Annotated in this window: 26 protein-coding genes; 14 read left to right on the forward strand and 12 right to left on the reverse strand. The window is 39.8% G+C overall.

All coding sequences use genetic code 11. The features are described 5' to 3' along the window. Positions 1 to 192: 192 nt before the first annotated feature. Together AC504W_RS07740 and AC504W_RS07745 are read right to left on the reverse strand one after the other, a co-directional pair. Entirely contained in the window at positions 193 to 1,656 is a 1,464-nt protein-coding gene (locus AC504W_RS07740) for a DUF4335 domain-containing protein (protein ID WP_494877161.1), read from the reverse strand. After that, positions 1,653 to 2,279, reverse strand: a complete 627-nt coding sequence (locus AC504W_RS07745) for a DUF3038 domain-containing protein (protein WP_494877162.1) — start codon at positions 2,277 to 2,279, stop codon at positions 1,653 to 1,655. Before AC504W_RS07745 ends, AC504W_RS07740 begins: the two co-directional genes overlap by 4 nt. Before the next feature lie 332 nt (positions 2,280 to 2,611). On the opposite strand from AC504W_RS07745, the gene AC504W_RS07750 reads away from it, so the two are divergent. The 3 genes from AC504W_RS07750 (at position 2,612) to AC504W_RS07760 (ending at position 4,646) form a co-directional block, all read left to right on the forward strand. Next, positions 2,612 to 3,130, forward strand: coding sequence for an adenine phosphoribosyltransferase (locus tag AC504W_RS07750; RefSeq protein ID WP_494877163.1), 519 nt, complete (start codon positions 2,612 to 2,614; stop codon positions 3,128 to 3,130). Positions 3,131 to 3,243: 113 nt separating this feature from the next. Beyond that, positions 3,244 to 4,284 (forward strand): ABC transporter permease, encoded by a 1,041-nt coding sequence (locus tag AC504W_RS07755; protein WP_494877165.1) that lies wholly within the window; start codon positions 3,244 to 3,246, stop codon positions 4,282 to 4,284. 80 nt (positions 4,285 to 4,364) lie between these two features. Beyond that, positions 4,365 to 4,646: a hypothetical protein gene (locus AC504W_RS07760; protein ID WP_494877166.1), complete on the forward strand. Its 282-nt coding sequence runs from the start codon at positions 4,365 to 4,367 to the stop codon at positions 4,644 to 4,646. A gap of 32 nt (positions 4,647 to 4,678) precedes the next feature. On the opposite strand, the gene lspA is transcribed toward AC504W_RS07760, so the two are convergent. From lspA to cruF, 3 genes are all read right to left on the reverse strand, one after another. Further along, positions 4,679 to 5,152 (reverse strand): signal peptidase II, encoded by a 474-nt coding sequence (gene lspA, locus AC504W_RS07765; protein ID WP_096574941.1) that lies wholly within the window; start codon positions 5,150 to 5,152, stop codon positions 4,679 to 4,681. 69 nt (positions 5,153 to 5,221) lie between these two features. Further along, positions 5,222 to 5,776: a biotin transporter BioY gene (locus AC504W_RS07770; protein ID WP_494878603.1), complete on the reverse strand. Its 555-nt coding sequence runs from the start codon at positions 5,774 to 5,776 to the stop codon at positions 5,222 to 5,224. Between the two features lie 231 nt (positions 5,777 to 6,007). Next, entirely contained in the window at positions 6,008 to 6,916 is a 909-nt protein-coding gene (gene cruF, locus AC504W_RS07775) for a gamma-carotene 1'-hydroxylase CruF (protein ID WP_494877168.1), read from the reverse strand. Positions 6,917 to 7,250: 334 nt separating this feature from the next. Between cruF and AC504W_RS07780 the strand changes: the two genes are divergently transcribed. Further along, positions 7,251 to 7,697: a hypothetical protein gene (locus AC504W_RS07780; RefSeq protein WP_494877169.1), complete on the forward strand. Its 447-nt coding sequence runs from the start codon at positions 7,251 to 7,253 to the stop codon at positions 7,695 to 7,697. A 110-nt stretch (positions 7,698 to 7,807) separates the two neighbouring features. On the opposite strand, the gene rpmA is transcribed toward AC504W_RS07780, so the two are convergent. The 3 genes from rpmA to AC504W_RS07795 form a co-directional block, all read right to left on the reverse strand. Beyond that, positions 7,808 to 8,086, reverse strand: coding sequence for a 50S ribosomal protein L27 (gene rpmA / locus AC504W_RS07785; RefSeq protein ID WP_494877171.1), 279 nt, complete (start codon positions 8,084 to 8,086; stop codon positions 7,808 to 7,810). 26 nt (positions 8,087 to 8,112) lie between these two features. Then, positions 8,113 to 8,511, reverse strand: a complete 399-nt coding sequence (rplU, locus tag AC504W_RS07790; RefSeq protein WP_096574949.1) for a 50S ribosomal protein L21 — start codon at positions 8,509 to 8,511, stop codon at positions 8,113 to 8,115. A 342-nt stretch (positions 8,512 to 8,853) separates the two neighbouring features. Further along, positions 8,854 to 10,224 carry an ABC transporter substrate-binding protein gene (locus tag AC504W_RS07795; RefSeq protein ID WP_494877172.1) on the reverse strand — a complete coding sequence of 457 codons (1,371 nt, stop codon included), beginning with the start codon at positions 10,222 to 10,224 and terminating at the stop codon, positions 8,854 to 8,856. 122 nt (positions 10,225 to 10,346) lie between these two features. Here AC504W_RS07795 and AC504W_RS07800 point away from each other — a divergent pair, with 122 nt between their 5' ends. Both AC504W_RS07800 and AC504W_RS07805 read left to right on the forward strand, forming a co-directional pair. Beyond that, positions 10,347 to 11,105 (forward strand): YebC/PmpR family DNA-binding transcriptional regulator, encoded by a 759-nt coding sequence (locus AC504W_RS07800; RefSeq protein WP_494877174.1) that lies wholly within the window; start codon positions 10,347 to 10,349, stop codon positions 11,103 to 11,105. An 804-nt stretch (positions 11,106 to 11,909) separates the two neighbouring features. Continuing rightward, positions 11,910 to 12,200 (forward strand): hypothetical protein, encoded by a 291-nt coding sequence (locus AC504W_RS07805; RefSeq protein WP_494877175.1) that lies wholly within the window; start codon positions 11,910 to 11,912, stop codon positions 12,198 to 12,200. Between the two features lie 171 nt (positions 12,201 to 12,371). Here the strand turns inward: AC504W_RS07805 and AC504W_RS07810 are convergent, their stop codons facing one another. The 4 genes from AC504W_RS07810 to AC504W_RS07825 all read right to left on the reverse strand — a co-directional run bounded on the left by AC504W_RS07810 (position 12,372) and on the right by AC504W_RS07825 (position 16,426). Further along, positions 12,372 to 12,647, reverse strand: a complete 276-nt coding sequence (locus tag AC504W_RS07810) for a hypothetical protein (RefSeq protein WP_494877176.1) — start codon at positions 12,645 to 12,647, stop codon at positions 12,372 to 12,374. Positions 12,648 to 12,774: 127 nt separating this feature from the next. Then, positions 12,775 to 13,566 (reverse strand): catalase family protein, encoded by a 792-nt coding sequence (locus AC504W_RS07815; RefSeq protein ID WP_494877177.1) that lies wholly within the window; start codon positions 13,564 to 13,566, stop codon positions 12,775 to 12,777. A 136-nt stretch (positions 13,567 to 13,702) separates the two neighbouring features. After that, a complete protein-coding gene (locus tag AC504W_RS07820) occupies positions 13,703 to 15,340 on the reverse strand; it encodes a peroxidase family protein (RefSeq protein WP_494877178.1) in 1,638 nt (545 codons plus the stop codon). Positions 15,341 to 15,415: 75 nt separating this feature from the next. Then, positions 15,416 to 16,426 (reverse strand): T6SS phospholipase effector Tle1-like catalytic domain-containing protein, encoded by a 1,011-nt coding sequence (locus tag AC504W_RS07825; RefSeq protein WP_494877180.1) that lies wholly within the window; start codon positions 16,424 to 16,426, stop codon positions 15,416 to 15,418. A 368-nt stretch (positions 16,427 to 16,794) separates the two neighbouring features. Here AC504W_RS07825 and AC504W_RS07830 point away from each other — a divergent pair, with 368 nt between their 5' ends. From AC504W_RS07830 to AC504W_RS07865, 8 genes are all read left to right on the forward strand, one after another. Further along, positions 16,795 to 18,063, forward strand: a complete 1,269-nt coding sequence (locus AC504W_RS07830) for an FAD-dependent hydroxylase (RefSeq protein WP_494877181.1) — start codon at positions 16,795 to 16,797, stop codon at positions 18,061 to 18,063. 80 nt (positions 18,064 to 18,143) lie between these two features. Next, positions 18,144 to 18,602: an endonuclease domain-containing protein gene (locus AC504W_RS07835; protein ID WP_494877182.1), complete on the forward strand. Its 459-nt coding sequence runs from the start codon at positions 18,144 to 18,146 to the stop codon at positions 18,600 to 18,602. A gap of 243 nt (positions 18,603 to 18,845) precedes the next feature. Continuing rightward, positions 18,846 to 19,121: a hypothetical protein gene (locus AC504W_RS07840; protein WP_494877183.1), complete on the forward strand. Its 276-nt coding sequence runs from the start codon at positions 18,846 to 18,848 to the stop codon at positions 19,119 to 19,121. Positions 19,122 to 19,177: 56 nt separating this feature from the next. After that, positions 19,178 to 19,369 (forward strand): hypothetical protein, encoded by a 192-nt coding sequence (locus AC504W_RS07845; RefSeq protein WP_494877185.1) that lies wholly within the window; start codon positions 19,178 to 19,180, stop codon positions 19,367 to 19,369. Positions 19,370 to 19,381: 12 nt separating this feature from the next. Then, on the forward strand, positions 19,382 to 19,849 hold the full coding sequence (locus tag AC504W_RS07850) for a MarR family winged helix-turn-helix transcriptional regulator (RefSeq protein WP_494877186.1): 468 nt from the start codon (positions 19,382 to 19,384) through the stop codon (positions 19,847 to 19,849). 141 nt (positions 19,850 to 19,990) lie between these two features. Continuing rightward, positions 19,991 to 21,451 (forward strand): HlyD family secretion protein, encoded by a 1,461-nt coding sequence (locus AC504W_RS07855; RefSeq protein WP_494877188.1) that lies wholly within the window; start codon positions 19,991 to 19,993, stop codon positions 21,449 to 21,451. 101 nt (positions 21,452 to 21,552) lie between these two features. Continuing rightward, positions 21,553 to 22,815, forward strand: coding sequence for an MFS transporter (locus AC504W_RS07860; RefSeq protein ID WP_494877189.1), 1,263 nt, complete (start codon positions 21,553 to 21,555; stop codon positions 22,813 to 22,815). 182 nt (positions 22,816 to 22,997) lie between these two features. Continuing rightward, positions 22,998 to 24,566 (forward strand): DHA2 family efflux MFS transporter permease subunit, encoded by a 1,569-nt coding sequence (locus tag AC504W_RS07865; protein WP_494877190.1) that lies wholly within the window; start codon positions 22,998 to 23,000, stop codon positions 24,564 to 24,566. The last annotated feature ends 10 nt before the right edge of the window (positions 24,567 to 24,576 follow it).

A 24,576-nucleotide genomic window follows, 5' to 3' on the forward strand; every position in this document is an offset into this window, starting at 1 on the left:
ACGCTATCGAGTAACAAAGTTATTATTACCCGAAAACAACATAGTTGTTTTTACTAACTTCTAAAAACTTTTTTTAGATAGATTAGTAATTCCGCCTGCTGATAGATGACAATTAAGTGCGATCGCCCAGGTAGCTAAAATATCAGTAAAAGTCTTTTAACTCTGTCACTTATCACCTATCCCCTGCTATAGTTACTGATACCCTTTCCAAGGAGTGACTTCCAGTTTGCCAGTGGGATTGAACACTACTTGGAAGTGAGCTAGGGGTTCTTGGTTATTCGGTGCTGCACCATTAGAACCATAAACAGATTGAAACATATTTGGCAGTGGGGTTTCCCGAAAATAATCGAAAGCAACCTGATTTAGTGGTTCATAATCAGCAATGATGCCCTCTTTATTAACGGCGACTCGATAACGCAAATCTTTTGTGTAGGTGGGAGTACCTTTCCAATTTTGGCGAATTGTATTGTATAGCTTTTGGTTTAAAGTTTTAACTGTATTAGAGTCTGTAATTTTACTGCCAATTACCTGTGGTGTACTAGCATAACCGCGCCAAGGACTAACTTCTAACACACCTTTGTTAGTAAAGACCACTTTAAATTGAGCTATTGGTTCATTAGTAATTGCAGAACGTTTAGCAGGATTGTAAAGTACTTTGGGTAGTGGGGTTAACTCTATGCCGTCATTTGACCCTTGATTGACTGCCTTATAACCAACGATCGCACCATCACCAGCCACACCTACACGATAAACTAAATCATCTTTGATTGCCGAACGGTTACTCCACGCGGGATCAAGTTGATTCCATACCTGACGATTCAAAGCGCGTAGTTGAGATGGGTCGGTGATTTCGGAAACTGTATTTAACAGTGCTTCTAAATCTTTTGTCGGCGGTGTTGCTGCTGTCGGTGCTGGAGTCGGGTTGATAGTAGCAGCTATGGGTGTTGCACTAGCTAAGGGAGAGTTCGCCGCTGAGGGTGTTGTGCTGGGAGTCGCCGTAGTAATAGGTGTTGGCGTGGCGCTACTCTGAGTTTCTGGTTGTGGTTCTGGTGTGCGAATTTGGGGAGGTGGAATCAAACTAAAAGCAACCGCAGCGACAGCTACACTCGCAACTCCAATACTGGCTGGTACTGCTTGCTTGATGAGAATTTCATTAGCACCACCATAACGTCGGGCAACTGGTTGTAACTCTAATGATAATTCTGCTAAGGTTTGGGTATCAGCAAAAAACTGGTCTACAGCTTCTACCAAATCAAATAACTGCACCGTATTCATATCAATTTGAATCGGTGATTTAGCCTGGTTAGCATTCGACTCCAAACCTTCTGTCGTGCTTTCAGCATGAATAATCAGTCTATGACGGTTATGGTCAATTTTTTGTAGTTCTACTAATTCCGAATCCTGGTTATGAGCTTGAGGATTCGGTACATTACTTAAAAATTCTTGGGCGTACCCACTCACCGCCCTGACCAAACTTTCAAAAAATTCTCGGCCTCCCACCAGAGGCTGCTTATAACCAGATATATAGCATTCTACATTTACCAATATTGATAATTCTGGGCGTAGCTCTTGTAAATGTGCCGCCCTGGAAGCATCACTTAAACCCTCTAAAAGCAACGTACAGTTAGGTAAACTGTACTTCCGTTGAATGTTCATTCCACTTCCCCGTCAAAAAGACTAATCCAGAACCGCTGCATTCCGGCCGTACCAGTACAAAATAGTAGTTTTTCTAGCAAATTAATAGCTAACTCATCTAATTTTTCATCAGAAGTTAAGGCCAGTACGCCAGAACGTCGGGCATTCATTCTACTTTTAAAATGCGCTCGAAAGCGTTCTAAGTAGTTAGATAAACGCAAATTTTGTTCTAGAGGTATCTGCTTGTCATTCATTTGCTGATATATCATTAGCATCTGGCGGATGACAACTGTTAACCGCCGCGCAATGTAGCAAGCAATAACTACTAAAGCCTTGGCTTCCATAATAGTTAGGGGTCGGCGGATATTTGCTCGGCGCATAGGGTTAGAGCTACGCATCCGCCATAAATTGACCCGATTTTTAATAATCTCTTTTAAATCTAGTTCTTCAGCAAAAGCCAAAATTGCTTCGGAACCACCTAGTTCTAAAGCTTCAATGGCCAATAAAATGAGGTCGATTTGCACCCTGGTTCTGGGCGGACATCCTTGTCCTGCGATCGCCGGATCTGGTAAGGTATCCAGAATCATTGGCGTTGATGCAGGTGCGGGACTGTTGAACGGCGTTAAGCTCGCGGAGACATTCATTCGATAAATTACCTTGTGCGCTTCCAACAGACTAGATACAACTAGTACAACTAAATTTAAGATAAGTAGCCAAAAAATAACATTAAACTTGTGGCAGTAGCCATAATACTTGACGTATACATGACTTAACTTGTTCTATGAGAAAGTTTGCGTATACTTAAATTTCAGTTTTTCCAGCATCAGTTCACCTTCTTTGTATTAAGTACCAGTCCATATTTAAGCTTGGTGTAGATTCTCACTATCGTCAATGGATGATGATACTAGAGCCTCAAATCCAGCGTATGACATTATAGTGTACGATTTTTCCAGTCTGACCTACTCCTTCACTGTTTATGGATTTAAAATCTCTAGTTCGTGACATCCCAGATTTTCCCAAGCCTGGCATTTTATTTCGAGATATTACTACTCTACTGCGCGATCGCGAAGGACTGCGATACACTATTGACTTTTTTGCCGAAAAATGTAGTGAAGCTGAATTCCAAGCCGATTATATTATCGGGATGGAGTCGCGGGGATTTATTTTTGGCACTCCTCTAGCTTATAAATTAGGCGCGGGGTTCATTCCTGTGCGGAAAAAAGGTAAGTTACCCGCAGCAGTTCACTCCATTGAATATCAATTAGAGTATGGTACTGACTGCTTGGAAATGCACCAAGACGCATTGCATCCAGGGAGCCGAGTTTTAATTGTCGATGATTTGATTGCTACAGGTGGTACAGCCAGTGCTACAGCCAAGTTAGTCCAACAGCTTGACTGTGAACTAGTAGGTTTTGGGTTTATTATCGAGCTACGAGATTTACAAGGGCGGAAAAATCTGCCAGATGTGCCGATTATCTCGTTAATTGAATATTAGTCAATGGTCAAAAGTTCATAGTCCATAGTCAAAAATCTAGAGTTTTTGGTTATTAGACTAGTTAATCACCCACTGACCATTGACCATTGACCATTGACCATTGACTAAATACTATGACAGCTACAAAAATTTCTTTGGAGACAAGTCGAGATTGGCTAATTAGGCTAATCACGAGTGAAACTTTTATTTATGTGTTAAAGCGGATATTGCAAGCGTTGTTTACCTTATTGTTGGCATCAGCGCTGTCGTTTTTCATCATCAAATTGTCTCCAGGGGATTATGTAGATACCCTCCGACAAAATCCGAAAATTTCGCCAGAACGCATTGAGGAAGTTAGAAGACAGTTCGGTTTAGATAAGTCTTGGCCCGAGCAATATTTCTTATGGTTGTGGCGGATATTTACCAAAGGAGATTTTGGTACCAGTTTTGTTTACCAGCGTTCTGTAGCTTCGCTGTTGTGGGAGAGAGTACCTGCAACGTTACTACTCGCGATCGCTTCTTTAATTGTGACATGGGCGATCGCAATTCCTTTGGGTATCATCGCAGCGGTGAAGCAAAATCGCGCTACAGACCGCATATTGCAAGTCATTAGCTACGCCGGACAAGGATTTCCCAGTTTCATCACCGCCCTATTTTTATTAATATTTGCTCAATTTACCTCTCCTTTATTCCCCGTCGGCAGTATGACCAGCATCGATCATGCTGATTTATCTTGGTTTGGTAAAATTATTGATATCGGCTGGCACATGATCTTACCCACCGTTGCCTTAAGTATTACCAGTTTTGCAGGTTTACAACGCATTACCCGTGGGGAATTATTAGACGTATTACGTCAAGATTATATTCAAACTGCCCGCGCTAAAGGATTACCAGAAAATCGCGTAATTTACGTTCACGCCCTTCGTAATGCTATTAACCCCCTAATTACTTTGCTCGGTTTTGAATTAGCCAGTTTATTAGGTGGTGCATTCATCGCCGAACAGTTCTTTAACTGGCCTGGTTTAGGAAGATTAACCTTACAAGCTGTTATCGCTAAAGACCAGTATCTAGTTATGGCGAGCCTTGTGATGAGTGCTGTGCTGTTGAATGTCGGTAACTTATTCGCAGATTTAATGTTAAAGGTCGCCGACCCGCGTATTCGTCTCGATGCTTAATTATTTACAGATAAGTCAAGAGTCCATAGTAATTACAATCAACTATTGACTCTTGACTATTGACATTGGACTTTTACAATATGTTTTCCGACATTTATTATCTAGTGCGTGTAAAATCTGACGGTCGTTACTTAACAGCGCGTCCCAACGCTGAAGAATCAGGTTATATTTTGCTGTTTCGAGAAAACTTTGATGCTTTAAGCTATCTCAACACCCATGCAGCAGATGTGGCAAATCGCTTTGCTGTAGAATCTCTACCAGGAAGCCAACTTAGTAGCTTGCTGAAACGTTGGGGTTTTATTGGTGTAGCTATTGTTACTGACCCTTTAGTACCTAAAGTAGAGTTTTTACAGCATAGTTAAGTAGAGTCAATGGTCAATAGCTCAACTCTGCGTCACCTTCTGCGGGGGGTAGTTGGGGTTTTTTGAAATGAGGCTATCAGTAAACAAACAATACCAATACTGATAAATGAATCGGCAATATTAAATACAGCAAAATTAATTAAGCGAAAATCTAGAAAATCCACTACATAACCTAAAACAAAGCGATCGATCCCATTGCCCATCGCCCCACCCAAAATTAAACCATATCCTAACTGATCCCAACGACTTAACATTGAGCCAAATATACCCAAGGCTATCAACCCTAAACTGACTCCCAACGATAACCAGCGTAACCACTCAACTTTTCCACTAAGTAAGCTAAAAGCGGCACCAGTGTTAGTCACATAAGTAAAGTGAAATACCCCTGGTATCAGTGGGAATGTTTCCCCTAATTTAAAGGTTTGCACTACCCAGTATTTGGTCAGTTGATCTAAGAAAAAAGAGATGAAAGCAGCAAGCCAAAACAGGCGATTTTGTAAAATCATGGTGTGTTAGTCAGTTGGTCAAAAGTCAAAAGTCAAAAGTCAGTCTAACTATTGACAATGGACTAATAACTAATAAAACATTAAATGACGTAATAAATAAGCTATTGAGGTAACGGCACAGACTACAGCTAATTGTCCTGGTACGGCAAACCAAGAGTATTTTAAGACTGCTTGGATTAAGGATATGTTTTCTGTACCTTGCCACTGAAGAAAGTAACTAATAGTCAAATAAGCAATACCGCAAAAGTGAATCGTTAACAAGCCACAAATACAGCTAAATGCCAAAGATTCTAGTTTTGGTCTGGCTTGAAAAGCCAAAAATCCACAAATCCAGGCTCCAGGAACAAAGCCTAACAAATAGCCAAACTGAGATAGCCTGACATAACCAAGACCTCCACCTTCGGAGAATACCGGTAGTAAGGTTAAACCCATAACTAAGTAGGCAATTTGCGAGAGCGCACCAGCATTTTGACCTCCCAAACAACCTACAAGTAGCACCGCCCCAATTTGGAAGGTGACACCTAAAGAAAAGGTTTGAATTCCATGTTGAGTCCAACTCCAAGGCAAGGTGATACTATATGCTTCCAGAAATGTGCCACCCATTGTCAGGAGTAAGCCAATCATAGACCATAATAATTGAACAGTTCCCACAATATCTGTACTTTCAGATGTTAATCTCTTTAATATGCTTGATATATGCTCAAAGATGTAATTTTTAGATTTTAATTAGACTTAATCAGATTCAGATCCCCGACTTCTTGAAGAAATCGGGGATCTTGTTGTTTATGACTAATTTAGGGCTATTGGGTACTGATAAAAATTTCCCCATTGTCCCCTACTTTTTGCCCACTTTTACTACTTCAAAGCAACTTTGACGCTGGCCACGGAAACTTCTTGAGTTGCTGGCTCAATGGTCACTTGAGTAGTTGCGGCTGATGCTTTCCACCACAAGGTAATAGCAGGAGTCACTCCTAATAATAAACCGAGTAATACAGGAATGGAGAATCCCGCAGCCAAGCTCATAACTGTAGCAAAAGCAAAGTTACTTAAATAGACTACTAAAGGTAAATTAAGTTGCGATCGCTCAAATTTAATTGGCTGGTTCTTCCACAATACAGCTGCTACTGTCATGAAAACTGCGCCAGTACCTAACCAACCAGCAAAGTTTTGATAAGGCATTCCAAAGAAAGCACCCGGTTGCTGCCAATACCAAAAGGGTAAGGTGGTTTGACTCATGGCTGGATCAAGTACAAAATCCCAGGAGGTCAGCAGCAAAGAACCCAAGCCAATCGCGCCAATATGTCGCCATAAGCTCGGTTTTGTATCTACTTCTAAACCTGCACGGGCTAACAAGTAAGATACACAGCCTAAATAAAACCAAGATAAGGGAATTGTAAACGGCACTAAACCAGCAATTTTATAACCCAAGCCACTTAAATAGTGGTAGTGACCAAAAGGAAAGCCTGTGCTAGTCCCTAAGAGTTCACTGGTTAAAGAAATTAATACAGCAGGCAGCAGAAATGCCACAGCACGACTCACACCTAATGTCCGCGAGGCATACAACAATACGGCTGCTGCACCCAAAATCATATAAACTACACCGCCACCAGCCATACTCCACTGCATAGCAGTTTGTCCAAATTCGGACAAGTTCAAAATGAGTTCGGCATTGGGTACAACCAATAATATCCCTACTAACCCAAACACCATTGACACAATATGACCGATGAGGCTTACGCGCTCAGCGACAACAAGTTGTTTCATGACAATTCCTTAATCCAGATGTGATACTTTGCTACTCTGCTGCTAACAGTTTACAAATGTTTACGAAAATATTTAACTAGTTTGTACCGTAATTGTTTGTAAATTTAGAGAATTTGCCTAACCGCCTATTGATTACGTCTTGTAAAAATAGGATGATAAACATATAGTCTAAGTCATTCTTGTCAAAATATACCCAACTGAAGTTCGCTTTCTTGTAGGGTGCGATCGCCTTTACTCCCACCAACATCAAGACTCCTACAAGTCAGAGCAAGTACTTGGTAATTGAAAATTTATGCAAAAAATCACTTTACTTAATTCATGACAAAATCAACCCATGTCAATTTTCAAAAGACTTCCTTGGACATCCTTATTACTAGTACTGGTTAGTTATACTACCCTAGGCTGGGTGTTATCTGAATCACGTATGCCTTGGCCTCTCTGGATAGTAGCGGTACTTGGTGTATTGATTTTGTTAGCAAGTTTAGCTGTTCCCTTTTTAGCGATGGCTAATTATTCTAGTGTATTTTTTGAGTCAAGTACTAGAACTTTTTTAATTGCCGTATGCGGGGCATTTTTGTTTTTCCTAATGGTTGCTTGGTTTCGACTCTTTCTTGATACGTTGTTAATTATTTCTGCGGCAATATTAGCAAAAATTGATTTTCATACAGCAGGATTTAAAGGCAGGTCGGCCTTCTTGATTACATCCTTATTTTCATTGACAGGTATAGCTTGCGGCGCAGTTCTCCACGAGGAATTATCAATACATACATCTATGTGGTAAGTAGAAGCGCAAGATCTAAAGCTTTAATAAATAGTAAAAATGAGGGTTGGTAACTTCCACCCTCATTTTTTTACCGAAAATCCTGGGTAATAAATCAAATTCCCAGATTTTTAGCTGGCTACTGCTTCAGCCGCAGCCGCTGGATAAATGCTGACTTTTTTGCGAGATTTACCTTTTCTCTCAAAGGTAACAATACCATCAACTAAGGCAAACAAGGTGTCATCACTACCGATACCAACATTGTTACCAGGGTGGAATTTAGTACCACGCTGACGTACAAGAATATTTCCCGCACGAACAACTTGACCACCAAAACGCTTCACACCTAGACGTTGAGCGTTAGAATCACGACCGTTACGTGTACTACCTGTTCCTTTCTTATGAGCCATAATTTCCTTTTATGCTTATTTTTCTATTATTCAGCAGTGGTTTCCGCAGGGGAACTCTCAGCCGCACTAGTTTCGGCTGTTGCAACTTCAGCAGCTGCAAATACCTCACCATTGAGAGTGATGGAATTAATTAACAGTCTGGTTATTTCTTGACGATGACCCCGTTTTTTGCGGGTTTTCTTCTTCGGCTTCATTTTGTATACCAGGACTTTGCGACCTCTAAGATGCCGCAATACCGTCCCTTCTACAGTTGCCCCTGCTACTAGAGGCTGACCGATACTGAGTCCACCATCATGGTGTACTAGTAGTACGGAATTTATTGTAACTTTTTCGTCTGGTTGAGCAGTCAGCAGTTCAATATCGTAAAAACGGCCTGGCTCAACTCTTAATTGTTTGCCACCAGTTTCAATAATTGCGTAGGTCATTAAATTGTCCTTAGAGTTGCCGTACAGGTAGCTAACTAAAATCTCTTGTAGAGAAGGCGATATACCTGAGCTTGATTAATCGCTGTGGTTAGCTTTTGTGATGTGTCTACCTGATCCGAGCAGGAATAAGACAGACAATCTAAAATCATATTTTATTAACCAGACTAAAGTCAATATTTAATTAGAAGTAAAACTATTGGGTAAATTTACAGATTATTTTTTTCAGATTTGCGTAATCTTTGCAAATTCGACTGAAGTTAATAATGACACAGAACAGCACCAAAGAATCTGAGTAGTAGATGTCACTGCTCAGATTTTTCCCTTATGTGGCTATTTTTGGCTTTATTTAAAGATTAAATCTAAACGCTGCTGACTGGCTTTTAGTGCCTCAACTGGCGAAAGTTTACCCAACAATACTGCTTCAACTGCCCGTCCTATACCATCAGAAATACGATTGTACCCAGGAAAAATTGGACGACTGCGACCATACTGAGCTTGTTCTAAAAAGACTTTCACTTGTGGTATTTTCTTGACAAATTCTTGATATTTGCTGCTTTGGCGAGATTTTACATTAATCGGTAAATAACCAGTACCTAGAGCTAATTCTGTTTGAAAATCGGCACTCATGGCATATTCAGCAAATTTAAATGTTGCCTTTTGGCGTTCTGGTGTGGTTTTAAATAAGAACAGATTTTCACCGCCAATATTCGTAGCCGGTTTTTGGTTATTCGGCAGGGGAAAAACCCCAAAATCAACGTTAGTATCTTGAAATTGTCCTAAGTTCCAAGGGCCATTAATTTGCATTGCCACTTTTCCCGATAGCAAGGGGTCTGTTTCATATCCTCGTTCTGGGCTAGATAACATTGTGGAACCATCTGTAATTAAGTTACGCCAAAATTGTAAGGCGGCGATCGCTCCTTGATTTTCGGTTAATATCACACCTGCGGGATTTTGGGCATCACCACTCACTAGTTCACCGCCACTACTCCACATAAATGGCAACCAAGAGAAAACAGTAAATTCTCCTTTACCCAAAGGCAGAAACATTCCATACTGATCTATCTGCCCATCATTGTTAAAATCACGAGTTAATTTTTTGGCAACTTGGCGAAATTCTTGCCAGTTTCGAGGAATTTCCATAATCCCCGCGGCTTTAAATAAACTCGGACGGTAAAAAATGCCGAGGTTATTTGTGGCAAAGGGAACTGACCATAATTGACCTTTATATTCCATCGCCGCATACAAAGTCGGGTCAATTTCGCTTTTAACTGGGGAGTCTGCCAACATCTCATCTACAGAAATCAACGCCCCTAGTTCTACCAGTTGCCCAGCAATAGTTGGGTTGTACCACAATAAATCTGGAGGTGCATTGCCAACAACAGCTGCCAAAATTTTCGGCGTTTGCTGATCCTGTTGCCCAATGTATAAAGACTCTACCTGAATCTCTGTATGGGTTTGGTTAAATTTATCTACCAGCTTTTGCAATACATCTCGATTTGGTGGTGGATTCACACCATGCCATAAAGTTATATGAGTTACCTTATCTGCTTCGACTCTAGAACGCAGATTTTGACATCCACTTAAAGCAACTATGCCTATCAGTAATAACAAGAGTAATTGCTTAAGATATTGTGGCAATTTCTTTTTTCTGCGCCTAAATGTGTGGATAGTAAACACAAATCGCGCCAAAACTCGCTGGAGAAGATGAATCATTAATCTAACAGGGAATAGCAACTTATGAAGAATGAAAGTTAAATTTCTATACTTCACACTTCATACTTCATACTTCACTTGTATATCCTAATCTTTGGAGAGAACATAAATAGTTTCAAATTATGGCAGGTCATAGTAAATGGGCTAATATTAAGCGCCAAAAGGCTGTAGTGGATGCCAAAAGAGGAAAGACTTTCACTCAGTTATCGCGGGCAATTATTTTGGCGGCGAGAAATGGTGTACCAGATCCAAGCGGGAATTTTCAACTACGCACAGCAATTGAAAAGGCAAAGGCCGCAGGTATACCCAATGACAATATTGAAAGAGCAATCGCTAAAGGTGCAGGTACATTTAGCGGCGATAATCATAGTCTGGAAGAAATTCGCTACGAAGGTTATGGCCCCTGTGGTGTCGCAATTTTAATTGAAGCCCTCACTGATAATCGCAATCGCACGGCGGCTGATTTACGGGTGGCTTTTAGTAAAAACGGTGGAAATCTGGGTGAGACTGGTTGCGTTAGCTGGATGTTTGACCAAAAGGGTGTGTGTATTGTGCAAGGTGTGGTTGATGAAGACCAGCTTTTAGAAGCATCTTTAGAAGGCGGCGCTGAGTCTTACGAAATGACGGAAGATGAGACGGCGGAAGTACTGACTGAGGTCGCTAATTTAGAAATTCTTAACCAAACCCTTAAAGACAAGGGTTTTAAAGTCACTGATGCCGAATTGCGCTGGATTCCCAGTAATAATGTAGAGGTGACAGACTTAGATCAGGCGCGATCGCTACTCAAGTTAATTGATACTCTAGAAAGCTTAGATGATGTGCAGAATGTCACATCTAATTTTGATATGTCAGAACAGTTATTAGCTGTGAGTGTTGTTTAAGCCAATACATATAAACTTGGCGGTAAAAATTTTCATATCAACCTATTGCCTTAGCTGATATCTTGCACTATTCTCAATCAGCGTAGGGTGGGCAATAACCTCAACGTAAACATAAGGCTTTGACCAAATTTTCTACATTGCCCACCTGACTTTCATGGCAATCAAGCCACTGCTGCAAGATGTAAGTCAATTTGACACATAAAATTTATACAAAGAACAAAATAATGACACATTGCTTTGCGATATTCTTATTTGTAAGTTACTGATGAGATATGAATTCTCACCAAGTAATTAGCTTCAAGGTTGATGCGGCTTTAGTCTTCTCAAATTTGAAGATGTTTATCCAAATTAACTTCAATTTACAAGAAGACTACTAAGCCATTTTTAACAATAAAATTTCATAGGTTGCTAAAATACTTACGACATAAATCTAAATTTTCCTCAAATATTTAGTTCCTCTCCAGATAAATTATAAATTTATTTTATTTACTAATCTTGCCCTGTACCATATTATAACTGCTGACAACTCACAGCAGTTTTTTTCTGTTTACAAGATTTATCAAGTTTATTAATTTAACTTGAGATTACGGCGATTTCCAAGCATATAAAATATATCAAATCAGCGACAGTGTAGGGTGGGCAAAGGGATGTACCAAAACAAAATTAGAAACACTATATAAAACTTTGCTGTTCAAGACTACCAAATCAACAATCCACACAAAATCCATATAAATAACAAGAGTATGACATAACTACTTGGCATAGTTAAATCATCAACTCATCGATTAGAAGGTAGAAAATATCATGAAAAATGTAATTAAAGGTTTACTAATAGTTTTAGCATTTTCTTCGCCTATGGCTATTAGTTTACCTGCTGTTCATGCTGAAACTACATCTACTACTAAAACATCGGCTTTAACTAAGACTAGTAATAATAAAATTCATCACAAAGTTGCAATCAATGATAGTAAGACTAATTTAAAATCAAACAAAACTACTCATAAAAAACACTTAAAACATTACAAGCATCATAAACATATTTCTGCAAACTTAGCTAATAAATCTACAACTCCTGCTAACAAAGCCCATAAGTAATAGTTCTAGCTCGACCTCATATCTTCTCAGTTTTCTGGATAGGTAATTACTCAGGTTAAAACTCGCTTAAATCTGCGGATGTCAGCGAGTTTTTTCTGTGATTATCTATTTTAAATTGCTCAGAGTGCGTTTGTTTATTTAGCCGCATCTCCCCATATTAATGAGATTGACTTAATATTTTGCTTCGATAGTTGGTTCTTGATATTTAACTCCTCGTTTACTATGACGAGACTGAGCAACAATGGAATACACAGTGTAGCGTAACCGATTAATAGCACCGACAGGACGATGTACTGCTAGACCGTTCCCTGGAGAAAAACTGAGATTTTCCCCAAAGTCACTTTCTAAGGGAGAATCAACTTTCTGATGCTTAACTGTCAGACGACCAATTGTTAAAAAGGGTGATTCTGCTTCATTCCAAGGAATGGTGGAATCATCAACCGACATTTCTGGTTTAGTTTGAAATTGGATTTGAAAGTCCCAAGCGTATTCAGCATCAGGCTTGGCTAAAGCTTGAATAATATCTTCTCGGTAGTAGTTGTCCTCTGCACCTGAAGCTTTAACACGCTGAAGTTCAGTTTCTGGATCTGGACTCTAGAGGAAGTGGTTGATGAGGTGCTTGAGTAGACACCGGAGTAAATCCATATTTAATGACAGCTGGATATTCCACCGGAATTCGACCTGGTTGGGATGGATCAAAATCAGATTTTAGTCCCAGAGAATATGCTGAAGCACTCCAATAGCGTTCTTTAAGTAAACTTTTAGGAAAACGTTTGAAACTAGTTTGTAAAAGATCTGATTCGTAGGGATGTAACTTGAGCCATAACAGCACCAACAGCTTAAAAAGTGGAAACAAACCTGCTCTATAAATTGCCAAAAAAAAGCCGTAGAAATCTTTAATGGTTCTTACAAAAAAGAGTTCGGTATTGTGGACGATAATATCGTGGGTTTTTAATTCATGACTTTGCGGTAATCGTTCTCCTTCTACCCCAAGGACTTTAACCGCCATAGAGCGCGTATCGCCTTCATAATCATTTTTGACAGAGAATGCACCACTAGCAAATCTTAACCAAACTGGATATTGTTTTGCTTTGGCAAATAAACCTTGTTTGAGGGAAATTCCTTGAATTTGACCTTCAGTTAAGGAAGTGCGTTGACGTAATTCTTGTTTAATGGCGGCTTCATCAAAGTCAAAAATTTCTAAAGTACCTTGAACAGCTGCATGGGTTTTAGAGTGAGTATCTCTCTTAGCAATTTTCTGCTTTTCACCTTTGTAAAGATTATCCATGTTCTTTTTTACTAACTCACTCATCAGAGCGCAATATTTTGCTTCGTCTTGTTCTGGATATTCTGTAAATAGTTGCATTTTTCTGTTGGTAGATAGTAGATGGAATAATTGCGGCGAGATATTTTTTTAATTTATAAAACACGAGAGGTTCATATCACCGACTTCTTTAAGAAGTCAGTGATATTGTTGTCCCTATCAATCAAACTCAAATCAACTATTCTTTGTGAAGGTCGAAAGTAACTTTATACTTCTTGTTTGATGGCGGAACGTTGCGATTAACTAAATCTGAGACTGTGTTTGTAGTTTGATATATTTCCCAACCTACAGTCGAAAGAGTATCTTTATTGAAGATTTTAGGTGATAACAAAGGATTAGTTAGCGCTTGAGAAAAGGCATCAATCCCAATTAAACGTGCTACTAAAGGCGGGATAGTGGAATTTTGCCGCACATCTTCAGAGTAGAGTCCTACAAAGAACTCAATATTATCCACATGACCATAGAATTCTTTGAGTTTTTGTTGAGTAAATTCATCGCCAGTAATTTGCTCAAAACTTGTGACTCTGGGGAAACCACACAATTCTCGATAATCGTTGTAGCTGGTTAATTGCAGTTCCCGTCCTAGTCTGATTGAAGGTAATTCAGCTAATTCAACTAATATATCAGGCGTGTTAAATAAACCAATTCTTGTTCCTGCTTGCGAACAAGTTTCTTCCATTAATGCTCCCAACCCTTGGTCAATTAATATTTTATTGTTCCAGAGAGTTGCTGCAACATGAGTGGGTTTGCCCTTACAAGTAAATGTTTCAGGAATTGCACTATGCCAGCGATAAACAAAATCAAATTCAATGGACATGTGATTGGTACGATACCAACTTTCTTTTGTAAAAGCTTCAGGATCAGCAAATAGTTTAAAGTGATAAGGAGTTATATGGTTAATGTACTCTTCCATAATGATTTTGAGAATAATTGCCATCAGAATATTTCTCGAAGTTTGGAAGAGGCGTTCATCATCCCAATCTGGATAATTACTGGCTAATACATCACAAAGACGATTATGTTCCCGCAGACATAAAATATTGAGCATGACATAGCCAATTTGCACATTGGCGCGTTCTACTCCCATTGCAAACAGATATTGTTTTTTATCTGCTGGCTGTCTTTTTTCATCATTGACGGGTTCATAAAGACCGACAAATTGCGGGTCAACTATTCCCTGGGCTGGATCAGCATAATAAAATAGAGGATATTCTTCTTCTACACCATCTTGGCGTTTGAGTTTTTGAGTTTTAAATTTACCGCCTTGGAAGCTTCTTAAGAGATGTGTTTGTTTTCTGGTTAAACCATAAACATTACACAAATCAATTTCATGATTGGATGTATTTTTTAATTTATTAGTGTGGTCGATACGGAGAAAACTATCAGTAAACCACTGCACCCAATAGGGAAACAGCATAGTTGATTTGCTAGAGTAAATTGTTTTACCGTCTCTTTTACGGAATAAAATGGCTAGGTCTTCAACTTTTGGTAGATTATTCGGGTCGTTTAATTTGGGATTGGGTGGTAAATGTCGTCCGGTATAAGTACGATCGTTAAGTGATTCCCAGGAAGTATAAGTATCAGTTTTCTTCTCCTTATCGGTATCAGGAATATGCTTATCTAGTGTCATCATACTGTAGGGATTGGGACGAGTAGGAATTTTGTAGATGAGACTATTGAGCAATGCTTTGTTAACTTTACGTTTGATAGATTCGTTACTTTGAATTAATTGCCAAAGCCCTTTAAAGTTAGTTAAAACTAATGTTTGAATTTTGTTGTTTAAACCATCTCTAGATGTGTCTCTTTTACCAGCCATAATAATTACCTCTGTATTGATTAAACCTAGAATTTATTAGTTTTAGCGATCGCCAAAAAATTTCCTCATCTGGAATTAATCCAATAATTTGGAAATAATTGTTTTTAAATTTTTCGGTCTATAGTCCTTGCGACCTTTTAGGCGGTTAATTGCACTGTCATGAATATCTTCAATAGAATCGCCAACCTCACGTAGCTTGATTCCTGCTAATTTAAAAAATCCAGGATCATTTTTAAACTCACATTCATAATTGGGATTGATACCTGTGGGAATTACATTTGTATCAAAGTCCAGTCCTAATCCTAAATCGCCGACAGAATCAATCATCCACTGTAAGGCTGCATCAGATAATCCGCTGTGTTCTTTAGTTCCACCACCAACGCAACCATGCTCACCAGGAAACCACTTTTGAATCACCCTTTGGTTTTTAGCTTCAGGATGGGGTTTCATGGGCGTTACATCAAAGATTTCTCTGATTTCGTCGATCGCCATTGCGTGGATCGCATTCTGAATATCTTTGTTTAAAGTAGTGTCATGGAATCTGTAGCGTTGATTAAGTTGGTCATGAAACTTTTTGAAGACAGCTAACCCAGGAATACCCAGCGCTCCTACAGTGTCAAAACAACCAATCAAGGTGATGGGAACGCGATCGCCGTATGTGTTGCGATATTCTACTGCTTCTTTATCTCTGGGCTTGACATTACGGTTACGATAAAGTTCGTAAGCTTCATGTGCTTTGGTTATATGCGGTCGGTCTAGCAAACCTGAACAATAGATCATTCCTGCTAGACTTCTGACTGTATAAGCACCACGACTAAAGCCAAATAAATAGATCTCATCACCAGGAACATAGTTGAGAACCAGAAACCGATAGCCATCTTCAATATTTCTATCGATTCCTAATCCGGTAGCTCCTCCCAAAACCTTTTGACTTTCAGTGCCAATGCCCTCATCATAAAAGACAATCTGGGGAACTTTATCTTGAGCAATTGGCTTTACAGATTGAGCCAGTTTCACCACATTGCTTGGGTAGGGATTAGCTAACTGTTGCCAAGTTCCATCACAACAAATAACCAGACGTTTCATTGTTCTGTTTTAAAGTTTGAGATTTTTTTGAGAAAGCAGAACAAAAAATGTCACAATTTGACTCATATTTATAGGTCAAATCAAGACTATTTTTTAGGCATGGTAATTATTTTTTTAGTATTTAAATTGCCATACGTTAGACTACAAACACTTAATTAATCCAGCAAGTATTTGTACAATAAGTTTACTTTCTGGTTATTTTTTGGGACAGTTAAGACATTTAAGACATTTCAGGCACTGAAAATAGTTAAAAAAGTTAATGAAATACTGAAGTATTTTGATGGAATTGGAAAATTCGCTGATCAACTTGCTCTATCAGGGGCGATCGCGTAAGAATAATATTTAAGATGGCTTAATTTCTCTTAACAATGGCGCTAACCCAACTTACTCAAACTCTTTCCCCTCAGCAACCCGTAGCAGACAAGCGGGGATACGACTATGATTTGGTAATTGTCGGCGGTGGAATTGTTGGGTTAACCCTAGCCGCTGCTTTAAAAGACTCTGGCTTAAATATTCTGCTAATTGAAGCCAAGGTAACATCAGCATCTGTAGCTAAAGGCCAAGCTTACGCAGTCCATTTGCTTTCAGCGCTGATTTACCAAGGTATTGGAGTTTGGGACAAAATATTACCCCAAATTGCCAAATACCGCCATGTGCGGCTTTCTGATGCCGATTATCCTGATGTGGTGGAATTTGCAACTGCTGATCTTGCTAAAGACACACCAGAGTTAGGTTACGTTGCCGAACACCAAGCTTTGTTGCAGCCTTTGCAGGAATTTGTTCAGAAATGCCCTAATGTGAATTATCTGTGTCCAGCGGAAGTCGTTAATACGCAACATCAGCAGGATATAGTGGCAATCGATATCAAGATTTCTGAGCAGATATATACAGTCCGCAGTAAATTGCTGGTAGCGGCGGATGGATCGAGATCGCCTATTCGCCAATCTGCTGGGATCAAAACTCATGGTTGGAAATATTGGCAATCTTGTATAGTGGCTTTTGTCAAACCAGAAAAACCCCACAACGATACAGCTTACGAAAGATTTTGGCCTAGCGGCCCGTTTGCGATTTTACCTTTACCGGGGAACCGTTGCCGCATTGTCTGGACAGCACCCCATGAAGAAGCAAAAGCTTTGTGTGCTTTGGATGATGAGCAATTTTTGGCAGAACTCACCCGCCGTTACGGTGATCAAATGGGCAAATTGGAATTATTAGGCGATCGCTTCGTCTTCCCAGTCCAACTTATGCAAAGCGATCGCTATGTCCTCCCCCGTTTGGCATTAATTGGCGACGCAGCCCATAACTGTCATCCCGTCGGTGGACAAGGTTTAAATCTCGGTATTCGAGATGCAGCAGCCCTAGCGCAAGTTATCCAAACAGCATCTGCTAAAGGCGAAGATATCGGCAAAATTCAAGTTCTCAAACGCTATGAACGCTGGCGGAAACTGGAAAACCTGACAATTTTAGGTTTCACCGATTTATTAGACCGGATGTTTTCTAACCGAATTTTACCCTTAGTTGTGTTGCGTCGTTTGGGTTTATGGTTGATGCAGCGCGTTCCCTTATTAAAGGTATTTGCCTTAAAATTAATGATTGGTTTAAAAGGGCGAACTCCACAGTTAGCACAGCGGTTTTAACAATCTATTCAGTAATTTGCTTTTGGGAATGCGATCGCGCTGGGAATAATAGCTGAAATATTCATTAGCCAACAACGCAAATGACCCAAAATCAAAATCCCAAGCCAAAGCCTCTCAAAAACTCTAATTCCCCCTCTTCGCTTGCGGGGAGGGGGTTAGGGGGTGGGGTTCCAGGCCAAGTTTGGCAAACCACACCTCAACTTTGGGAAAAACTCAAACCCTTAGCGCGACAGATGAGGTGTGAACCAACTCCAGCAGAAAAGCGACTTTGGGAGAAGTTAAGACACAAGCAACTTTTGGGGTTCAAGTTCCGCCGCCAGCAAACAATTGACCGTTTTATCGTCGATTTTTACTGTAGTGAAGCGCGGTTAGTGGTGGAAGTGGATGGAGAAATTCACGATTACACCCAAGTGGAAGATACTATACGTCAAGAGTTTTTGGAGAGTTTAGAGTTACAGGTTGTGCGATTTAGAAATGAGGATGTGATGGAGAGGATAGAGGGGGTGTTAGAGGATATTGCTGCTTGTTTGCAGAGATGAACCCCACCCCCAACCCCCTCCCCGCAGGCGAGGAGGGGACTAATTATTATGTGGTTTTTGATAATGTGTGCGATCACTTTTGGTGAGGAAGTACGAACGCCTAATAATACATTTGTTCTATATTTTTCACTTTAGCTTTGAATGTATTTTAATCAAAAATACTATTTTGTCCTAGTTAGCGGTATTGAATTTTGATGATTTGACTATTTATATTGAAATATATTGTTTACTAGATATAAAGCGATGATTATTTTCAATTTTATTCAGTTAGCTTTAGTGCCTTTCCAATGGCTATTTAAAAAAATTAAACAGCTGTTAATTGATGAAATCAATAAGGATATTGTACGAGAAGAAATTAAATTAATGAAATTACATATTACCTTTTTAGAAAGTCAAATTCAGGATATGCAGTGGAAAATTTACTTACAAAATACTGAACAAGAGAAAATAAAATCCCACAGTCAAGTATTAAAGCAATCACCAAAAATAAAGTATTCAAAAACTTTTAGATTGCGTTGACGCACTCATCTTCGTTATTTAATGTCATCGTTATGCTTTGAACTCTGAGCATAACGATGTCAAAAATTACTCTTAAAATTATTAAAGATTTACTGATAAATCAACAAAAAAATGACAAGATAATTTATCTTGCCGATGTGTCATATTTTGTTGTGCGATCGCACCCACTCTACCAATTTATTGCTAAATGCGATCGCTCTATTGCCAAGATGAATAATTATAGTTATACTAAATATTACGTATGCTAAGTAATTTTCATAATGGTTGTTCAACCCAATAATTCTACCGCATTAGAGTCGTGGCAGCAAGTTTTAGCACCTTACAATTTAGGTTATCGAATCAAGCTGCTTTCACAACTGCTTACCCGCAAGTTTACTGAAAAACTAGAGCCTTTTGGACTAACACCATTTCATTGGTTGGTATTGTGCTGTTTGTGGCAAGAAGATGGTTTACCCACATCCAGTATTGGTGAGAAGTTGCAACAGGTGGGTGGAACGTTAACAGGCGTACTAGACCGAATGGAAGAACGCGGCTTAGTTCGTCGAGAACGAGATGTGCATGATCGCCGCATTTGGCGCATCTGGTTAACTGATGCTGGTAAAGACTTAGAAAAAATATTACCTCCACTAGCCGCAGAATTACGTGAAGATGCCATGCGTGGTATTTCTCCCGATGACCGTGAATTCTTTTCTCAACTGCTAAATAGAGCAATTGCTAACCTATCTTAAGGCTGGATGACAATCGCCCATTCGGGTGAAGCCATGTATAAATTTATTTAAGAAAATATTTAGCATACTAAATAAAAGACTAAGAGCAGCTTGTAACTAAATAGTACGTATTCTAATGATTGAGCAAGGAAGAGGGGAACTATGACGACAACTACTTTCAACGGACGCAACAAAGAGAAAACAGCTGTTGTCGAAACAGAAATGATTACGGATACCGAAGCTTTAGAGACAGCGATCGCCACGCCAGAAGCACCAGAAACTGAGGTACAGCCAGAGGTAGGTAAAAAAGACAAACCGCGTAGTAAAAAGCGATTGCCTTTCATTTTGGCTGGTTTGGGTGTAGGTGCGATCGCCGCAGGTACATTTGGTTATAACTATTGGCAGTTTGCTTCCACACACGAAGAAACAGATAACGCTACGGTGACAGGCCATGTTCACCAAGTTAGTAGCAAAATTCCGGGAACAGTTGCCCAAGTTTTAGTTAACGATAACCAAGAAGTGCAACCGGGACAGTTATTAGTTAAACTCGACCCCCGCGATTATCAAAGTAAAGTGCAGCAAGCCGCCGCCGCCTTAGAAAATGCCCGTAGCCAAGCCCAAGCCGCCGCCGCCAATATTGCCTTAAGTTCAGAAACCACTAGTGGGAAGACAACTCAGGCGCAAGGTGATGTTAGTAATGCAATAGCAGCAATTTCTACCGCCCAAGCAGCAGTACAAGAAGCCCAAGCCGGAATTCCCGCCGCCCAAGCAGCAGTACAAGAAGCCCAAGCCGGAATTCCCGCCGCCCAAGCCCAAGTAGCCCAAACCAACGCTAACTTGCAAAAAGCGGAAACCGATTATAACCGTTACAACAGCTTGTATAAAGAAGGGGCGATCGCGCGTCAACAGTTGGATGCAGCCAAAGCAGCTTATGACGTAGCTTTAGCGCAGAAAAATGCTGCTGTCCAAGGAGTTAAACAAGCGCAAGCTAGGTTAGCCTCAGCTAGAGTTGGAGTAGCTAAAGCTCAATCTCAACTAGCACAAGCCCAAGAAGGTGTCACCAGCGCCCAAGCGAAACTTGCAGCATCGAGAGGTGGATTGCAACAAGCGACAGCTGGTGGTCAAGATACCAGCGTCAAACGGGGTCAATACGAAGCAGCTAAAGCAGCGATCGCCCAAGCAGAAGCATCATTAAAAGATGCCCAATTGCAGTTATCCTACACCAACATTACGGCTCCCAGTGGCGGACGAGTTGGTAAAAAAACCGTGGAAGTTGGGAATAGAATCCAAGCGGGATCACCATTAATGGCGATCGTCGATAACGAAAATTGGGTAGTAGCCAACTTCAAAGAAACTCAATTAGAAAGGATGAGAGCAGGACAACCAGTAGAAGTGAAACTGGATGCTTTTCCCCATCACACCTTTAGCGGCAGAGTTGACAGTGTTTCGCCAGCTTCCGGCGCGCAATTTGCTTTGTTACCGCCAGACAATGCTACAGGTAACTTTACCAAAGTTGTACAACGTATCCCCGTCAAAATAGTTTTAGACCAAAAGAGTATGCAAGGTTACGACTCACGGATTACACCGGGGATGTCTGCGGAAGTTACTGTTGAAGTGAAGTGAGGTGAAGTCTGAAATTAGCTTGAGTTCGACGGATGTCAATAGTCATCAATTCTTAGCTATTGACCATTGACTAAGGACAAATGACCAATGACAAATGACCAATGACAATATTTAAACAGTTGCAAATACCTGCATTCAGATCAAAAAACTATCGTTTGTTTTTTGCCGGACAAGGCATTTCTCTAATTGGGACATGGATGACTCAACTAGCTACTGTTTGGCTAGTGTATGACTTAACTAACTCACCATTAATGTTAGGAGTTGTCGGATTTGCCAGTCAAATTCCTAGCTTTTTTCTCGCTCCCTTGGGCGGCGTATTTGTAGATCGCTTTTCGCGGTATCGTACCTTAATTGGTACACAAATTATGGCGATGATCCAATCGTTAGCGTTAGCTACCTTAACACTAACAGGGGTAATTCAAATTTGGCATATTATTGCTTTGAGCTTATTACAAGGATTTATTAATGCCTTGGATGCACCAGCCAGACAAGCATTCGTACCCGAATTAGTAGAACGCAAAGATGATTTAGCCAATGCGATCGCCATCAACTCAACTATGATTAATGGGGCGCGACTAATTGGCCCCGCTGTGGGAGGATTACTAATTGCGCGAGTTGGTGTAGCTTACTGTTTTTTAATAGATGGTTTGAGTTATATTGCTGTACTTGCAGGGTTACTAGCAATGAACGTTAAGCCTTGGAAAATTCCGGTTAATTCAGGTAATCCCTTACAAAGAGTTAAAGAAGGTTTTGTCTATGCCTTTAACTTTCAACCCATTCGAGCAATTTTATTGCTATCAGCTTTGGTTAGTTTAATGGGGTTACAAAATACAATTCTTGTGCCAGTATTTGCCGAAACGATTCTCAAAGGTGGCGCGGAAACTTTAGGCTTTTTAATGGCTGCATCAGGGTTAGGAGCATTATCAGGGGGAATATATCTAGCTACGCGCCAAACCATTTTAGGAATTGGGAAATTAATTGCGATCGCACCGGCAATATTAGGATGTGGTTTGATCGCTTTTGCATTGTCTCGATTTTTACCATTATCGTTGTTCACAATGCTATTTGTTGGCTTAGGAACGATTTTACAGATTGCGGCGAGTAATACATTTTTGCAAACTATTGTTGAAGAAGATAAACGTGGCAGATTGATGAGCTTATACACAATGTCATTTTTAGGCATGATACCTATAGGCAATTTAATCGGCGGCGGAATCGCAGATATAATTGGCGCTCCTAATACATTAATAATTGATGGTATAGCTTGTATTATTGGTTCAATATTTTTTAGTAGACAACTTCCTACTTTACGAAAAATGGTGATACCTATTTATGAACAAAGAGGTATTGTAGCTAGGAAGTAGATTTATCAATCAAGCTTCAATTGCTAACTGTGTTGACGTTGAGAAGTTATTTCACGCAGAGGCGCAGAGAGATTTAAGAGAATATCTGTAGATATCCCTCTTCTGTAACCTCTAACTTACTATCAATGGTAAATTTTTAATATTATTCCAATTTTATTCGCACCTCAAACTGGAGCAATACTATGGCTAATGTTTCTGCTGTAGCGCCAGAACGCATACCGTTAAGAACTTGGATTGGTGTATTAGCCAGTATGCTTGGTGCCTTTATGGCAGTTTTAGATATCCAAATTACTAACGCTTCATTACAAGAAATTCAAGCATCTTTAGGCGCAACTTTAGAAGAAGGTTCTTGGATTTCTACTGCTTATCTGGTAGCAGAAATTGTCGTTATTCCCTTAACTGGATGGTTATCACGGGTTTTTTCTCTCAGGCTTTATTTACTAGTTAATACAGTATTATTTATCTTCTTCTCTATTTGCTGCGCTTGGGCTTGGGATTTGAATTCTATGATTCTTTTCCGTGCTTTGCAAGGCTTTACAGGCGGAGTTTTAATTCCTTCGTCTTTAACAGTAGTTTTAACAACATTACCACCAGCCAAGCAATCAATCGGACTAGCTGCATTTGCAATTACAGCAGTTTTTGCACCATCAATTGGCCCCACATTAGGCGGTTGGTTAACCGAAAATTTTAGTTGGGAATATAGCTTTTATATTAATGTATTTCCTGGGGCATTAATGCTGGCTGGTGTGTGGTATGGAATTAAGCAAGTCCAACCCCAAATACAGTTATTAAAGCAGGGTGACTGGTGGGGAATTATTTCGATGGCTATTGGCTTAGGTTCCCTACAGGTGGTATTAGAAGAAGGTAGCCGCAAAGATTGGTTTGGTTCACCATTAATTGTCCGTTTGAGTATTATTGCTGCAATTTTTCTGACTTTATTCTTCTTTATTGAATTAACTCGTAAGCAACCATTTATTAATTTGCGTCTTTTGCGTTATCGCAACTTTGCTTTAGCCAGTATTGTGAATGTCTCTCTAGGAATAGGGTTATATGGCTCGATTTATATTTTGCCTTTGTATCTTGCCCAAATTCAACAATATAATGCTTTGCAAATTGGCGAAGTGTTAATTTGGGCGGGTATTCCGCAATTATTTATTATTCCTTTTATTCCCAAACTGATGCAACGCATTGATGTGCGGTTTATGGTGGCGTTAGGAGTTACATTATTTGCGATTAGTGCATTTATGAATGGAGGTTTGACTAATCAAACTGGGTTAGATCAATTGCGGTGGTCACAACTAGTTCGGGCGATGGGACAACCATTAATTATGGTTCCTCTAACATCAATTGCAACTGCGGGTTTGAACCCCAAAGATGCAGGTTCAGCTAGTGGTTTATTTAATATGATGCGAAATATGGGTGGTTCTTTAGGAATTGCGATATTAGCAACTTTATTAAGCAATAGAGAGCAATTTCACTCGAATAGATTAGGAGATGCTATATCTTTATATAACCCAGAAACGCAACAAAGAATTGACCAGATGACACAATATTTTGTCAGTCGCGGTGCAGATTTAACTACAGCCCAAAATCAGGCGATCGCATCTATTTCTAATGTCGTCCGCCGCGAAGCATTTGTTATGGCGTTTAATGATTGTTTTTATTTTATTGGTCTAGCTTTATTAGTCAGCGGTATTGCTATTTTGTTCATTAAAAAAGTGAAAGCAACTGGCGGTGCAGTTGCCCATTAAATTTATACAA

This window comes from Nostoc sp. C96, from assembly GCF_059384975.1.

Bases quoted from the DNA above. Each gene is read 5' to 3' on its own strand.
- AC504W_RS07830 (WP_494877181.1), top strand. From the start codon at position 16,795: ATGGCGCTAACCCAACTTACTCAAACTCTTTCCCCTCAGCAACCCGTA.
- rplU (WP_096574949.1), bottom strand. From the start codon at position 8,511: ATGACCTACGCAATTATTGAAACTGGTGGCAAACAATTAAGAGTTGAG.
- AC504W_RS07860 (WP_494877189.1), top strand. From the start codon at position 21,553: ATGACAATATTTAAACAGTTGCAAATACCTGCATTCAGATCAAAAAAC.
- AC504W_RS07855 (WP_494877188.1), top strand. From the start codon at position 19,991: ATGACGACAACTACTTTCAACGGACGCAACAAAGAGAAAACAGCTGTT.
- AC504W_RS07770 (WP_494878603.1), bottom strand. From the start codon at position 5,776: ATGATTGGCTTACTCCTGACAATGGGTGGCACATTTCTGGAAGCATAT.
- AC504W_RS07760 (WP_494877166.1), top strand. From the start codon at position 4,365: ATGTTTTCCGACATTTATTATCTAGTGCGTGTAAAATCTGACGGTCGT.
- AC504W_RS07815 (WP_494877177.1), bottom strand. From the start codon at position 13,566: ATGCAACTATTTACAGAATATCCAGAACAAGACGAAGCAAAATATTGC.
- AC504W_RS07805 (WP_494877175.1), top strand. From the start codon at position 11,910: ATGAAAAATGTAATTAAAGGTTTACTAATAGTTTTAGCATTTTCTTCG.
- AC504W_RS07820 (WP_494877178.1), bottom strand. From the start codon at position 15,340: ATGGCTGGTAAAAGAGACACATCTAGAGATGGTTTAAACAACAAAATT.
- AC504W_RS07740 (WP_494877161.1), bottom strand. From the start codon at position 1,656: ATGAACATTCAACGGAAGTACAGTTTACCTAACTGTACGTTGCTTTTA.
- AC504W_RS07825 (WP_494877180.1), bottom strand. From the start codon at position 16,426: ATGAAACGTCTGGTTATTTGTTGTGATGGAACTTGGCAACAGTTAGCT.
- AC504W_RS07810 (WP_494877176.1), bottom strand. From the start codon at position 12,647: ATGTCGGTTGATGATTCCACCATTCCTTGGAATGAAGCAGAATCACCC.
- cruF (WP_494877168.1), bottom strand. From the start codon at position 6,916: ATGAAACAACTTGTTGTCGCTGAGCGCGTAAGCCTCATCGGTCATATT.
- lspA (WP_096574941.1), bottom strand. From the start codon at position 5,152: ATGATTTTACAAAATCGCCTGTTTTGGCTTGCTGCTTTCATCTCTTTT.
- rpmA (WP_494877171.1), bottom strand. From the start codon at position 8,086: ATGGCTCATAAGAAAGGAACAGGTAGTACACGTAACGGTCGTGATTCT.
- AC504W_RS07850 (WP_494877186.1), top strand. From the start codon at position 19,382: ATGGTTGTTCAACCCAATAATTCTACCGCATTAGAGTCGTGGCAGCAA.
- AC504W_RS07840 (WP_494877183.1), top strand. From the start codon at position 18,846: ATGATTATTTTCAATTTTATTCAGTTAGCTTTAGTGCCTTTCCAATGG.
- AC504W_RS07750 (WP_494877163.1), top strand. From the start codon at position 2,612: ATGGATTTAAAATCTCTAGTTCGTGACATCCCAGATTTTCCCAAGCCT.
- AC504W_RS07795 (WP_494877172.1), bottom strand. From the start codon at position 10,224: ATGATTCATCTTCTCCAGCGAGTTTTGGCGCGATTTGTGTTTACTATC.
- AC504W_RS07745 (WP_494877162.1), bottom strand. From the start codon at position 2,279: ATGAATGTCTCCGCGAGCTTAACGCCGTTCAACAGTCCCGCACCTGCA.
- AC504W_RS07755 (WP_494877165.1), top strand. From the start codon at position 3,244: ATGACAGCTACAAAAATTTCTTTGGAGACAAGTCGAGATTGGCTAATT.
- AC504W_RS07780 (WP_494877169.1), top strand. From the start codon at position 7,251: ATGTCAATTTTCAAAAGACTTCCTTGGACATCCTTATTACTAGTACTG.
- AC504W_RS07845 (WP_494877185.1), top strand. From the start codon at position 19,178: ATGTCAAAAATTACTCTTAAAATTATTAAAGATTTACTGATAAATCAA.
- AC504W_RS07865 (WP_494877190.1), top strand. From the start codon at position 22,998: ATGGCTAATGTTTCTGCTGTAGCGCCAGAACGCATACCGTTAAGAACT.
- AC504W_RS07800 (WP_494877174.1), top strand. From the start codon at position 10,347: ATGGCAGGTCATAGTAAATGGGCTAATATTAAGCGCCAAAAGGCTGTA.
- AC504W_RS07835 (WP_494877182.1), top strand. From the start codon at position 18,144: ATGACCCAAAATCAAAATCCCAAGCCAAAGCCTCTCAAAAACTCTAAT.